Origin of the sequence: Metabacillus idriensis, assembly GCF_050483325.1 — a bacterium.
GTDB lineage: Bacteria > Bacillota > Bacilli > Bacillales > Bacillaceae > Bacillus_P > Bacillus_P idriensis_A.
Window position 1 is genome coordinate 249,787 of sequence record NZ_JBCMYF010000032.1, and the last position, 14,959, is coordinate 264,745.

The 14,959-nt window shown below is 41.6% G+C and carries 7 protein-coding genes; all 7 read right to left on the minus strand.

Annotation, left to right across the window (positions count from 1 at the left end; all coding sequences use genetic code 11):
* Window positions 1-186 precede the first annotated feature (186 nt).
* Complete coding sequence (locus ABEQ24_RS19160; RefSeq protein WP_430008289.1) at window positions 187-2,421, minus strand: SpoIID/LytB domain-containing protein; 2,235 nt, start codon at window positions 2,419-2,421, stop codon at window positions 187-189.
* 48 nt (window positions 2,422-2,469) lie between these two features.
* The gene (locus ABEQ24_RS19165) at window positions 2,470-3,243 is read right to left on the minus strand and encodes a hypothetical protein (RefSeq protein WP_430008290.1); all 774 of its coding nucleotides are present in this window, start codon (window positions 3,241-3,243) and stop codon (window positions 2,470-2,472) included.
* 60 nt (window positions 3,244-3,303) lie between these two features.
* Window positions 3,304-5,412 (minus strand): cell wall-binding repeat-containing protein, encoded by a 2,109-nt coding sequence (locus ABEQ24_RS19170; RefSeq protein WP_430008291.1) that lies wholly within the window; start codon window positions 5,410-5,412, stop codon window positions 3,304-3,306.
* 197 nt (window positions 5,413-5,609) lie between these two features.
* A complete protein-coding gene (locus ABEQ24_RS19175) occupies window positions 5,610-10,241 on the minus strand; it encodes a cell wall-binding repeat-containing protein (RefSeq protein ID WP_430008292.1) in 4,632 nt (1,543 codons plus the stop codon).
* Between the two features lie 457 nt (window positions 10,242-10,698).
* The gene (locus tag ABEQ24_RS19180) at window positions 10,699-12,585 is read right to left on the minus strand and encodes a cell wall-binding repeat-containing protein (protein ID WP_430008293.1); all 1,887 of its coding nucleotides are present in this window, start codon (window positions 12,583-12,585) and stop codon (window positions 10,699-10,701) included.
* A gap of 109 nt (window positions 12,586-12,694) precedes the next feature.
* Window positions 12,695-13,477 carry an SGNH/GDSL hydrolase family protein gene (locus ABEQ24_RS19185; protein ID WP_430008294.1) on the minus strand — a complete coding sequence of 261 codons (783 nt, stop codon included), beginning with the start codon at window positions 13,475-13,477 and terminating at the stop codon, window positions 12,695-12,697.
* Between the two features lie 149 nt (window positions 13,478-13,626).
* The gene (locus ABEQ24_RS19190; RefSeq protein WP_430008295.1) at window positions 13,627-14,943 is read right to left on the minus strand and encodes a cell wall-binding repeat-containing protein; all 1,317 of its coding nucleotides are present in this window, start codon (window positions 14,941-14,943) and stop codon (window positions 13,627-13,629) included.
* Window positions 14,944-14,959: the final 16 nt, after the last annotated feature.

Consider the following 14,959-nt stretch of genomic DNA (forward strand, 5'->3'; position numbering starts at 1 on the left):
AAAGGCGCTTTTTACCTTTACAGAAGGATCCGTTCTGGCCGAGGAGCTGGGTGATGGAGCTAGACAACACGAAAAGCGGAACCGACTGGGCAGACTCAGGCAGACAGATAAAGATCCGGCAGAAAAACAGAAAAAAACTGACTCCAAAATACGTCTTCCAACGTTTTCAGAGTCAGTTTCTATTCTTTATTGCAAGAACCAGTTTTGCAGACTGCTGCGGGTTTGATCAGAGATGGCCCCTTTTCCGCCCAGGTAGTGAATGTGCGGGATAAATGTCATGTGATCATAGATGTAGCTTGAGACATGCAGCGGAACGGCATCTTTTTCTACGAGAATGATAGGTGCGCGGTCGTTCGCTGCCAGCACTGAACCAGGAAGAGCATCAATAAACTCTGTTCCTCTTGCAAAGAAGACTTTACGATTGTCCAGGTTGTATTTTTTCACGATATTTACGCTTGTTTCATAGCGGTCTTCTCCGTACACGCGGTCAACATTGCCGGCACCTACTAAAGCTTCAAGCTGAGATTGAACCTTAGCAGATACAGCTGTCTCTCCCCCGACAATCGTTACTTTGCGGACACCGCTTCCGCTGATGTAATCTGAAACGGCTTTTGGAACAGTTTCTGCTTTTGTATAAAGAATCGGCATCTGCTCAGCTGCTGCATAGGAAGCAATGGACAAAGCATCCGGCGATTCACTGCTGTCAGAAGTAAGAAAGATTGAGCCTGAATGGCCTACTTGTTTAGCAACTGCTGCTGCCGTATCATATCGCTCTGAGCCGCTGATGCGGTGGACATTTGCTGCGATTCCTTTCAGCTCTGCTTCCACTGAATCAGAAATCGCTGATTTTCCGCCAAGAATATAGATGTTTGCAGGGTTCAGATTCCCCAACGTTTGTTTAACAGAATCAGATAATTCATTTGGATTGGATAATAGCAATGGTGCATTGTATTTTTTGGCAAGAACGCTTCCAGTTAAAGCATCAACCGGGTTGTCTCCGCGTCCGATAAAGACCGTGCCGGCAGATGCCCATCCGTATTCCGCAATGGCTGCACTTGTGTCATAGCGGTCGTCGCCTCCAATTTCCACAATGGCTTGATCGATATAATTATCATAGTTTGTGCCGGGGTAATAGAAATTGGTAATTTCCATATAATTTTGCTTTTGATCGGACATGGCTTTAGCGCCGTATTGGCTCATTCCGACTCCATGGCCAAAGCCGCGGCCGTTAAACGTGTAGACACCTTTTTCAAATGTCAGGGAATCAATTAAATGACTTTTGAATTCTGCCGCGCCAAACATAGAACGCAGGGTAGAGATGTTTACGTTTGTACCTTCTTTTACGGCTGTTTCAAGCTTGCCGTCTTTCATCTGATAGGTGCCATTTGCATTTTTGACATAAAATTCAATGCGGTAGCTGCCTGTTTTTCTGCGATCTCCGCTTGTTTTTTCATTAGAAACAACAAGCTTTGATACTTTTACAATTTTAAGGTCTTTGCCCGTGTAATTTTTATCTGTTTTAAGCCATGTCTTGAGATTGTTTGCATACTTCTCGTCTTTTTCCTTAACAGTCCCCCACCAATTTGCAGGCTTCGTTAAATCAAGAAGAGCAGGATCCAGCTGATTTTCATTCACGCTGATTTTCCAGGGTGTTCTAGGATCATATGGATCATTTTTTGCAGGGAAATAAGACAGCGGCGTTCCGCTTGTCCATACATTTGCATTATTTTCTGTTTTACCGCCGTTGCTTGAGCTGTAAAGAGCATCAATCAAGCTGCCATCCATTTTCAAAACTTGGCCTTTTGTGCGATTTACCGCTTCATTCGTATTTTTATATAGGGATGATGTCCAGATATACCCATCATATTTTTGAAAGCTAACCGTATCATCAATAGTTTGGTTTATTCTTTTTAACGCGTACGTTCTTGCTGTAACAGTTTGAGCTTTCAATGCCTCAACAGACCAGCTTGCAGGCATTTCCCCAGGTACGACGCCTTTTAAATAATCTTCAAGAGGAAGCTCATTTTCCGGACGGACGTACTGACTGTTTTCAACCTTGAATTTCATTGTGCCTAAATAAGATCGGCCATTGATTTTTATATAATTTTCTGTGCCGTATTTTGCAGGCATAAACGCTGCAGAACTGTTCAGCGTTTTATTCTTGACGCTGCCATTATACAAGACCAGCCTGCCGCTTTCATTTTTGACTTTATAGGTATGGCCGTTTTTTAATTTGAAATCATTTTCTCCGGCCAAATAGTATTCGCCTTCAACTTGAACCGTCACTTCTTTAGCATTGCCGACATAGTGTTTGAGATTAACAGACACTTCTGAAGGATTACTATTAGCAGCAAACGTATTTTCTTCCGCAAACAAAAAGAATAGAGTTAACGCAACAATTGACATAAAAGCCTTATTCAAAAGTAGTTCCTCCGCTATGTTAGATTGAGAGCTTCTAGCATTAGCAGTTTATTCCACAGAAGATAAACTTGACTCACCTTTATACCCATTTTCACCGGTAAGTTCAAAATTTTCTTTTACTAGTCCGAGATTAGGAGCGTAATATCTTGTAAAAATGGTTTCCTCGCCTACTACTTCATTTGATATTTTCTGAATGACGAAAACATTCTTCTGTTTTCCGTAAGGCGTTTCGACAACTGCTGATTTTTCTAATAGTTTCCAATCAGCTCCGCTTCCGAGCAGCTTTTCATTCATATTCGGCTCAAATGAGTCCAGTATACTCAAACTATGATCCTGCAGTTCACGATCCTCATACACTAAGGTAATTTCAGAGTCTGTCCATTTAAAGATCTGAGTGGTGGTTGAATCACCCAATGTCAGAGCAATTTGGACATATTCTTTATTAGCTGCTGTCACATTTTCTGTGAGTAATACGGCTCCGCCTTCTTTAAATTGTTTTTTTGCTCCCGTCTCAGGACGATAGTCCAAATATGGACCTGCCGTACTTTGTTCACTCTCCTTTTTTTTATCGGTATTTTCTGGAGATTTTTTAGGCTTTTCCTTATTTTCTTCTGAACTTGCTTCCGGTTCACTTGCTTCATTTTGATTCTTTTCTTGCTCTTTAGCCGGTTCCTCTTCAGCAGGAGGCTCTGCAGCTTCTTCTTTTTCAGCAGGCTCAGTTGCAGAAGGATTCTCTTCTTGTTTGCCCGCTTCTTCATCATTTGCTGCACATCCTGATAAAAAGAGAAGAATCAGAGAGAAAATAGTCAGCATTTTTTTCATGATTATCACCCTTAACTTAAGAAAGATTCGGGCGAGTAGTGCGCCCGAATCCATCCTGAATTATCTTACTCTGTTAAAAATCTCACCGGTTATCGCATCAGGAACAGCTCCGCCGATCAGCGTCACTTCTTTCATATGATGTTTGCCGCCATACTCCATGATGTAGGTTTCGAGAGATTTATTAAACGTTGAACCTGTCAGAATCAGCGGTGCCTTTGTCACTAGAGATAATGGCGCTGCCGCTAATGCATCAGGGAAATTGGCCCCTGTTGAGACTAGAATCGAATCTGAGTTTAGATATGGATCAAAACGCCAAAGTACTTTTGCAAGTGTCTCGTAGCGGTCTTTGCCAGCTAAGCGTGCATAGCTTGATGGAGCTGCGTTCTTCACCTGTGCATCAATATTAGAAGTGAGAACGCCATTTCCTCCAAGAATCAGTGCCTGCTTGCCTTTAAGCTTCAGTCTTGCTTCACTTGATAGACTGTTTGTATCAGAGAGCATAATCGCCCAGTTTTTCTGAGCAGCAATAGGCGCTGCGCCGAGAGCATCTGGATAGTTGCGTCCCGATGTGACAAAGTAGCCGTCAACGTTTCCGATTTGATTCAAAATAACCTGGTTTGTTTTATATCGATCGGCTCCGCTGATTCTTTCAACTGTTAATTTCATTGATTGAAGCTGTGTTGCGATGCCTTTTGAAACGGCACCTTCACCGCCGATAATAATTGCTTTTTTTGCTTTTAAACGGGTAATTTCATTTGTTATGTAAGAATCCATTCCATTTCCTTTAACTAAAAGGATTGGCGCTGCCCCGTGCTTTCTTGATAATGGACCTGCTGAAAGTGCATCTGCGTATCCTGTGCCTGTTGCAATGATTACGGTTTTATCCGGCTTGCTGTCTGCAAAGCCTGCAGGATACATTTTCTTTGAAACATGAATCGCTGTTTGATAACGATCTGCACCTATTAATTTTGTTAATGGGAGCTTTCTCGTTACTTTATCGTTTACGATATTAGTAAATACCACTTCGCCAGAAACTTTATTTATCACTCTCGCATTAGGAGAATACTGACCTGCAACGTAACGGGCATGCTCAAAATCAACATAGCTTGATTTCTTTGCGCCATTTACATATAAATCGTATTTGGCCGGAAGGAAGTTCGACCAAAGTGTAAAGCCGTTGCTCTTATAAACGAGTCTCGTATTCTTGTAGCTTTTTGCAAAAGTCATCGCTTCACTTGAAGTGTAGAACTCTCCTAATTTCCCATTCGTTCTGTGGTGCACTTCATATTTCGTGCTTGTTTTGTAGATGTCTTTTTGAGCATTCTTGTCGAACACTCTGACTGGCTTCGTTTGTTTTTTGGCAAATTGCAGAGCCTGATCCTTTGATTTCGTCGTTAATAATTTATGATTGCTGGAATCGTATACTTCATAGACTTTAAAGTAATTTACGACAGATGAGGCAATTGCCTGTGCTGCTTTATTTTGAAAATCCGATGTTTTAATGCGTGCTTCTTCTTCACGGTTCGTCATGAAGCCCATTTCTACAAGGACCGCAGGCATTTTCGCATTGCGGATGACATAGAAGCTTTGATCATCGGCAATTCCTCTGTCAATTGACCCTAGTTTAGCTAAAACAGTCGGATGGATTTCACCCGCTAAACGCTGATTATCTGCTAAGTATTTGATTTGCAGGGGATCATGAGGATATTCTTCCTTTGCGTGGTCAACACCATTATAGTAGTAGGTTTCGTATCCTTTTACATAAGGGTTGCTTGGATGGGCATTATGGTGAATGGAAACAAATACGCTGTTGTCGTTATTTCCTTTTGCAAACTGATTGGCCTTCTGCATTCTTAGATCAAAATCACCGCCATCTGTGCTACCGTCCGCTTTTTTTAAATATGGTGCAAACTCCATATCCGTATCTCTTGTTAAGTAAACTTTAATACCGCTTGTTTTAAGGTAATCCCTTACTTTTTGCGACACAATCAGATTCGCTTTTTTCTCGCAAAAACCAGTCGTGTTTCCTGTTAATCCGCATGTACCGCTGAATTTCCCGCCATGACCCGGATCTATCACAAGGACTTTTTCCGCAAAACTTGTATTCGGGGCGAGTAAGAGCATTAAAAATAGAAAGATGCCCAGTGCCCATGACCTGCTGCTTTTCATCATTCACTCTCCTTTTTCTTCATTATTCGCTATTACTCTCCTATTATAGCACCCGTATTCTATCAATTTTTTAAAAATATGGGTAATGAGGATAATTAGTGATTTAGACATTATCAACATATAGCACTTTTGGCAGGCAAACAAAAAAAGCTGCCGGGCCTATAAGCCCAGCAGCAGGATGGTCATTAAATGTTCTATTATTGGATCAGTTTATGAATTTCAGAAAGGACCTCATCAGATACGGCACCCTTTCCGCCAAATACTTTCACTTGTCCAATTTCATTTCCTCCGAAGAAATTTTTCACTTCCGGAGATAATGTTTTGCCGACTAGGATGACTCCGCTATCATGCTTAGCGGCTAATGCTGCACCAGCTAAAGCATCTGCAAAGTTTTGTCCAGTTGCAGCATAGACTACGTCTAATGAAGGTTCAAAGAAGTCTGCAAGAGCTACACTTGTTGCATAGCGGTCTTTTCCGTAGACTCTTTCAGCATCTGGAAGCTTCTTATATACACTGTCAGAAAGAGCACCTTGGCCCCCGACTACCAATGTATGTTCAACTCCCAAATCTTCCAGGACCTGACTTGATGCTGCTGGAAGCTTATCTTTTTCAGACAATACGATCGGCATGCCGTACTGACCTGCATAAGAAGCAACTGCCAGTGCATCAGCAAAGCTTGTTCCATTTACTACAACTGCATCTTCTGAACCTTCCGGAGCTACTTCTTCAGCAATGGCTGCAGCAGTTGCCCATCTGTCTTTACCGAAGATGCGGTCGACTTCAAGACCCATGTCATTTAATTGTTCTTCAACTTCTGCAGAAACGGCGCCTTTACCTCCAAGGATGACAACTGTTTCTGCTCCAAGCCTTTCAAGCTCAGCTTTCGTAGCTTTTGATAAGCCTTTTGAATCTGTTAATAAAACTGGAGCATCATATTGAGCTGCAAGCGGAACACCTGCCAGTGCATCAGCAAATTCCTGTCCTTTTGCAAGGAAGACAAGCTCAGAGCTTTCCCATCCTTCAGCACTGATCGCAGCTGCTGTCGCATAGCGGTCAGCCCCGCTGATGCGGCTCACTTTATCATCTCCGCGGTATACTTTTACTTCTTTAACCGTTTTGTGTCCTGCCAAGTCAACAGCTTCTACTGTGAACGTGTTTTCACCCGGCTGAAGCGCAACTTCTGTCTTGATTTCTTTCTCAATGCCTCTCATTTCGTAAGGCTCTCTCAGCATGTTGTAGAAGACCTCATCTCCATCAACCACTACTCGAAGCTCTTCGAAATTATCAGAAACATTTGTTGTTAATGTCGCTTTTTCTGTTGCAGCACTTACACTTGCAGGTGCGTTTACAGAAAGTTCAGGTGCAGTCGTGTCAACGAAAAATTGCTTTAAGAAAGAAATTTCGTTGCCTGCTTCATCTGTACCTGCGATGCGGATTTTATGGAATCCATCTTCTAATGTAAGAGTTGTTTCAAACTCATAGCGGTTTGTTTCAGCATTCCATTTCAATTCAACTGATTTGCCGTCTACCGTGAAGTTTGACACTTTAGACTCATCTGTTACATAGCCTTTCACAGGAACTTCGCTTGTTTTATATGTTCCAAGGGCTTCAGGAAGCTCGGCAATGATTGAAGGAATTGTATCATCATTGACGCCTTTGAATTCCTTTGCAGAAGTGTTGCCTGCATTGTCAGCTGTAAGAACCGTTACAGTTGAACCTGTTGCAAGATTTTCAAGCTTGTACTCTTTTGTTGTCGGGGCAAGCGTTATTGGATTTCCATCTTTATCTTTTCCAAGTACAGACTGACCGTTAACAAGTACATCAAAGTATGCAACACCTGAACGCTCATCGGCTGCATCAAATGTTACCGTGTTATCTTTAAATGCTGCATTTAACGTTGGCTGAACCGTATCAACGATTACAGGAACCTGAACCTTTTGAGGCGCTTTTCCTGCATAATCTACAGTTGCAGCAATTTCAAAGTAATACTGCCCGTCTTTCACAAGAGCGTTTTTCACTTTTCCATCCCATTGATTTGCAGGGTTTAAAGTGTAAGGCGTGTATCTTCCGTCGTAATAATGCTTGCGCACTTCAACTTCCGAACGGATGGTACGCAATTGGTTTTTGTTCTCATCGAGTACATTGTATTTCACTTCTTTAGCATTGCGCAGGAATGAAAGAATCGGAATTAACTCATCTTTGCTGCCATCGCCATTTGGTGAGATCGCAATTTTACGGGCGTCGAATGGAACTTTCGCATTGAATGGATCAGATCCAAGGTAGTCAAAATTCTCTCCTACACGCGAAACCACTCCAGCCTCACCATAGAACGTTTCGTTTTCTAAATCAAAGTTCATCGCATCAAGAATTGGAGCCTTGCCCCAGTCTCCATTGAAACCTACATAAGGTACTGTAAGCTGTGATAAACCTTCAGCAGAGAATGTGACGAATCCTTCTACAAAGTATCCGTTTTTGAAGACATCCTTCACTGGTACAGGCGTTTCAAAATCATCGCCTAAAACTTTTGCATTTGTTGTATCAAGCGTTACCTTAACTGTTTTTGTTTCACCGGCTGCAACCTCTACTTTAGTAGTGTCTTTACCGTCTACTTTAATAACAGCATCCAATAATTGTTGCGCTTCAAGCTCATCATAGTTATATCCAAGAGATCCGCCGTTAGCGAAATCTGTTTGAACATTTGCTTTTACATCGTAAGAAACAGCTTTATCGCTGAAGTTTTTAAGATCAAGTGAAAACTCCACTTTATCGCCGACTTCTTTCAGAGCCACTTTTCCTTCACCTGTTTTTGATTCTGTGACAACTGCAGGTGTATTAAGAGCAGAATAGAGTTTCATTAATCCCGCACCCTGACGGCGTGGAGAGTATGGATTTTCCCATCCAAGCGCGTCATTCACCAATCCTTTGTCGATTACAGGCTGAGACGTATTCATTAAGATGTTTTTCGCCATTAACACGCGATCTGCACCTTCTAAATTGAATAACTCGTCTACACGCTCAAGCACAATCGCAGATCCGCCGGCCACGTGAGGCGCAGCCATTGACGTACCACTCATAATACCATATTGATTATCATTAAATGTTGATAAGATTTTTCCGCCCGGAGCAGTGATTTCAGGTTTGAAATCCAGGTTCGGTGTCACGCCCCATGAAGTAAAGGCAGACATTTTACCTGCTTCAGCATTCGGCGCAGCTACTTTATCATCACCAAATGTTACTTCAAGCTTTTTGCCTTCTTTTGCTTGCGCTTCAAGGGCATTGCCATCCGCAATGCTTAATGAAACTAAAGGAAGCTGCGGCTTATCAAGCGCCATGCTTACATAATCGCCATGTGCAGGCAATCCGCGGATAATAACACCGGCAGCGCCTTGTGCTTCAGCCGTTTTTTGGATATTTGCATAGAAATATCCGCCTGAACGAACCGCAAACACTACTTTACCTTTTACATCTTTGCCTTCATATGCTGCCGGCTGGCCATCTCCGACATAGACAATATCAAGTTTTTGACCTTTAAACTTTTCAAGGAATTTCGGGCCGTCCTGTTTTTGGTATCCAATTGTTCCAAAATCAGCGCCGTCTACTTGAACTTTCATCGCCTCAAGATCAATGGTTGAATTTTCAATGGAAGCAACCTGAAGGGAATCATAAGAAAGACCCGGAGATCCGACTACTCCCACATCTGGATTGCTTGCATAAGGATTTGCCCAGGCATTTCCTAAATGAGCTGAGTTGCCAGCGGAAACAGACATGACTACTCCGTTTTCAACTGCTCTTTCGATTGCCTTCTGTTCAGGATCTTCCGGCAGCACGAATGATGCTGTTGAACCTAAACTCATGTTCAGTACATCTGCACCTAATTGAATCGAATCATCGATTGCTTTTACATAGATATCACTCCATGTAGAAGGCATTTCAGGGTCATTTCCGAATACTTTCAGAGCTAAAAGCTGCGCCTCAGGAGCCACGCCTTTTAAGCCTCCGTTGTCTTCATCCCCATTTGCACCAACTGTTCCGCCAACGTGCATTCCATGCATCGATGCGCCAGGTCCCAAATCAAGAATTTCTTCATTCTCGTCCATATAGTTATATCCGTAAGGCACTTTTTCTGTGTAATACTTTCCTGGCAGGTTAAGGTCAGAAACAGCATCACCTACAGAACCTTCTGTTAAAGCAGGCACTGTATCTTCACTTAAAATCATGTCTCTGTGACTTGGATCAATCCCTGTATCAATGATACCAACGATCATTCCTTCGCCGTCATAGCCCAAGTCCCAAGACTCGCGTGCTTCTACCAAGTCTTTGCTGTATTTCATTTCAGGCTCTGCAGCAGGACGCTCGTATTCATGAGCGATCGTTACTTTATGAACGCCTGTCAGTTTTTCAAGCAAAGCAATTTTTCCGTAAGCAACTTCTCCAGAGAAGCCGTTGACTACAGTTGTAAACTCCTGCTCGAATTTCATTCCAAGGTTTTTTGAAGCGATTTGGTTTTTAACCGCTTTTTGCTCTTTCAAAGCGTTCGCTTTCAGCTCATCCTGCTTTGATTTTGCAAGAGCATCAAATTTCTTTCCTTGCTTTGTTGCATATGTAATTGCGGGCTCGCCCTCGACTTCGACAATTACACGAACTTTGTCAGTACTCTTATATTGTTTATCAGCGTCTGATTTTTTAATAGATTGCTTGCCGGCATTTTTCTTAACTTCAGTATTGGCATTGCCCTTTTGCGGTGTCGGAACCGCTGCTAATGCTGCATTTGAGAAAACTAACAAGAAAGCGAACATTAAAAATAACGATCTTTTCAGTTTTACCTTCAACTACTTGACCCCCCTAGTAATTTAGCAGTGCATTTCACTAAAAAAATACTATTTTATCCCTCCTTTAACATATATAGAAATTATTTACTCTTTTATTCTATTTGTAAAATATTGAATAGTCAAACATTTATAAAAACTTTTATTCGTTAGTATATTAAAGACAAATTCCGACAAAATCCAGGACCTTAAGATGCTTGCTGTGCATTGATGCATCAATGTTTTAAAGCGGAAAACAGAAATGAAAGCCGGCAGCTATGCATTTAAACAGGAATTATAAATATCCAATTATTTGTATATCGGAATAGAGTTTAGGCGGAGGGAAAAAAGTCCTGCTCCCGTTCGACTTTAATCAGGCAATTTTCAACACTTTTCCCGGGGAATTATTTTTATTTGACGAAATTTTTAATAGAAAATAAAAAAACTGTCAGATTTGGATCTGACAGTCTGGCAGAAAGATTTAATTTTTTAATAGGTTGATCATTTCTTTTTCGATGTCAGCATTTACTGCTCCCTGTCCTCCAAGAATAGTAGCTGCTTGATACTTGCCGATTAATGTTTTTGATGATGTATCGTTTACAAGAAGGACCGAAGCATTATTCTTTGATGCAAGAACAGCTCCTGAGAGAGCATCCGGGAATTGATCTCCCCTTGCTGTGAAAATTTCGTTTTGTCCAAGTTTTAATTGCTCTGCAACTTGAATGCTCGTTTTGTAGCGGTCTTTCCCGCTGATTCTTACTGCACCTTTGCTTTTCAGCTCATTAAATACCTGGGCTGAAATTGCATTTTCTCCTCCTATTACAACAGTCTTCGTTACGTTAGTTAAAGACCCCTTAATTTCATCTGGAATCGCAGTTACTTCACTAAGCAAGATCGGGTATCCTTTTTTGGAAGCATAAGCCGCAACAGATATGGCATCAGGAAAATTCCTTCCTGTTGCAACAATAGCTGTAGTTGATGGAAGACTTTCTGCGATTTTTGCCGATGTTTCAAATCGGTCTTTACCCGATATTCGGGTAACGGATATACCTGACCCTCGAAGTTCATTTTCTACTTCTAACGGGATGGCTCCTTTTCCGCCCAGAATAATGGCTTTTTTGACTCCTAATCTGCTGATTTCCTGTTTAGCCGGCAAGTTATACTTTGATTGAATTGTTTTTGATTTGCCATCCACTAAAAGAAGCGGAGCACCGTATTTTGCAGCTAATGGCGTGCCTGATAAAGCATCAGGAAAGTCCGTTCCAGTCGCAAGGACCACTGTATCAGACTGCTTCCAGCCTTCTTTAGAGATTTCTGCAGCTGTATGGTAGCGGCTTGTGCCTTCGAGTCTGGTTAAGATTCTTTTTAAATAGCTGGATGCCACATATCCTTCAGTTTGAGAATCCTTCACCTGAACGGGATACCATACGAACTGATTGGAAGATCCGGTACTGCTGTCATAAACAAATTCTCCAGCAGGTTTTACCAGTATACCTTTGCCTGCTTTAACTATTGGTGCAGACCCTGTTGCCCCCTGACGGATTTTCGGGTCAGCAGCATCTTCGTTAAACGTGATGAGAGTATCGTTTTGTTTAAATAAATGCTTTGTTTCTGTCATGTGAGCATTAAGTCTAAAATCTGTTTTATTAAATGTAATATTTTCTTTGGATCCACAAGGATAAGTGAAATCCTCAGGCTGCATATCTATCAATGCAATCTTGGTATTGATATCCTGTATGCCTTTGCCGGAATCACTTTTAATCAGTTCATATAGCTCTTCCTGATAAGCTCCTGTATTTCTCTCTCCATTGCCTTCGCATACTGCAAGAGGACTGTTCCCGGGTTTAATTCCGTTGTATCGCAAAGCGGAAAAATACCATCTTTCCAAATATGTATTTGAATCGTCTTTTTGGACGAGAGGTGCAGGCTTATTTGAGCCGATAGGCACTGTCAGGTAGTCTTTTAATCTCTTAACCCCTGAGTAGATATTGAAAATCGCATTGTTTTTCAAATTTTCTTCATCTGCTGCGGGGTAAACCGTTATCTGCATAATGCCAATTCCGCCATCACCAGATATAATAGGATCCCCATTTTTAAATTGCTGCCAGTCGATGCTTTCTTTAGTCGCAACAGCTTTTACAATTTCCGCAGGGACTTCAAGTTCCAGGGAAACATTCGTTAATAGACAATTTCCTGTTTGATAGGGAATAAACTTTCCATATTGTGAGAGCGGATCATAGCTGCATTTCTGACTGACTTTCTGCTGAACACTGCTGAAATCCGAAGTTGCCGCCTCTGACACTGCCGGCACCGCTAAAACAAATACAAACGACATGAACATGAAAAGGGCGATTTTTTTAAAATACACGTACCTTGCCTCCAAAGTTTAGATTCTAGTAAAATCTTAACATACAATCCAACAGTTTTTGTATGATTTTCCAAATTAAGATAAAAAAATAGACCCCTTTTAATAGGATCTATTCCGCGGTTTTCACAAAGTATTTTGTTAAATAGTCTGCCCATATCTTGTTTCCCTCAGCATTCGGTGCTGCTTGATCTTCAATTAGAAGAGATTTTATCTTTTCATCTTTCAGATCTGGCCAGCCTTCCCAATGATGAAGAAATGTCAGTTCTTTCCCCTCAACAAATTCTTTTAATGCATCCACTTCTTTTGGATAAAAGGTTGCATTAAAGATTGGATGGGATGGCTGAACAAAAATAACGGCCTGCGGGTTCTTTTCTTTAAAGTCTGCCACAATTTCACCGACATTTTTCAAAGTATTCTCAAGACCTACACTTCCATTATCGTTTAAAGAAAAGGGTTCAAATAATAAGATATCCGGCTGAAGTTTATTCACTTCTTCACCGTGGTTTTCATTGATAAATGTTCTGGTTGTGCCTTCTGGATAAGATAAGACTTGAAGAGTGAACATTTCCTCCCCATATGCTTCCTGTAGGCTAGTTTTCAATAGTGCAGGCCAGCCTGTGCTCTGTACAGAAGTGCTCTCTGAACCAACTGCCACAATTTTTAATGATTTGCCGTTTTCTATTGCAAGTTTCATTTTTTCTTTTACCGGTGCCGGCAGGTTAGCAGCTTTGGCCATCCATTCAGGCTGTTCTTCTTTTACTGCTGTTTCTTCTGTATTTGAATCTTCCTGCTTTTCTTGAGCTGAGCTTATTTTCTGTTTCCAGTGATGGTTGCCTAGTACAAGTGCGCATACCGTTAAGATAATGACACACATTGTAATTACTTTACTCATGTCAAAGTTCCTCCAAAATCTACAAAGTTCTACATTCTATCATAGTTATCTATATGTAAACCTGCAAGAGAATTAAAGGAAATTTATTATTAATTTATCAATATTTTACTATTGTTCCCAAAACAAAAAGCAGCGAAAGAGATCGCTGCTTAATTAATCACACTTTTCACACCTAAGTAACGAGGTTCAAAGTATACGTTATCCATTGAGGAAATCGTTACGCCTTTTGAAGAACTAGCATGGATAAACTCATTGTTGCCGATAAAAATTCCTACATGAGACGGCCCTGCTTTATAAGTTTCAAAGAATACAAGGTCTCCCTTTTGCGGAACGGCCACTACTGTTGCGCTGTTCCATTGATCAACCGTTGTTCTCGGCAGATCTACCTCATGCTTGTCGAACACATATTGTGTGTAGCCGCTGCAGTCAAATCCTGATGTTGTTGTGCCGCCATACTTGTAAGGCACGCCTTGCAGGGATTTTGCTGTTTCAATAAGCTTGTCTACTGGAAAATAAATCGAGGTAAGCACACTGTTGCTGATTGCACTTGTTCCGCCGATTACGGTGACGGTTTGTACATTTTTCGAATCGATTAATTTTCCAATTTCAGCTGGAAGAGCTGATGAATTTGTAAGCAGCATCGGAATGTTTTGTTTTGCTGCATAGATAGATCCAGTTAAAGCATCAGCATATGTAATGCCTGATACGAGCAAGGAACGCGACGCAGAGAAGCTTGCAAACTTAGTGGCAACTTTTGCTGATGTGTCATAGCGGTTCGCTCCTGCAATCCGTTCTGCATACGGAAGCTGTGACGCTGTACCGGATGCAATAACACCTGTACCGCCAATGACATATGATTTCGTAAAACCGTTTACATAGTTTTTCACTGATGCCGGAACACTGGTTTTCTTGACCAGCAGGATGGGTGAGCCCTGCCTCGCAGCAACCGCAGATGCTGAAAGACTGTCCGGGAAATTGCTGCCGTTTGTAATAAATGCTTTTGTAGATGCAGATCCTAATTTTTTAGCTATAGCCACCGATGTTTCGTAGCGGTCTGGGCCCGATATACGGGTTACAGTAAGTCCCATATTTTTCAGTTTGCCGGCTACGGCTGCAGAGACTGCACTTTCACCGCCGAGTATGTATACATTTGCAGCATTTAATCTATCAATTTCTTCAATAATTGCTGAAGGGATTGCGTCTTTTCCCGTAAGAAGGATTGGCGCATTCAGTTTGTAAGCAAGCGGTCCTCCTGCTAAAGCATCAGGAAAGTTGTTTCCGACTGCAATGACAACATTGGATGTGCCGTTCGGAAAAGTCTTCTTTGAAACTTCCACTGACGTTTTATAACGATCCTGACCATAGATTCTGCTTGTAGTCCCTGCTTCTGCCTCTTTAGGCTGGGAGATCAAAAGAATCATCAAAAGACTGAGACAGCTCAACATTGTAATAGTTATTCGCTTCATACCATTCTCCTATGAT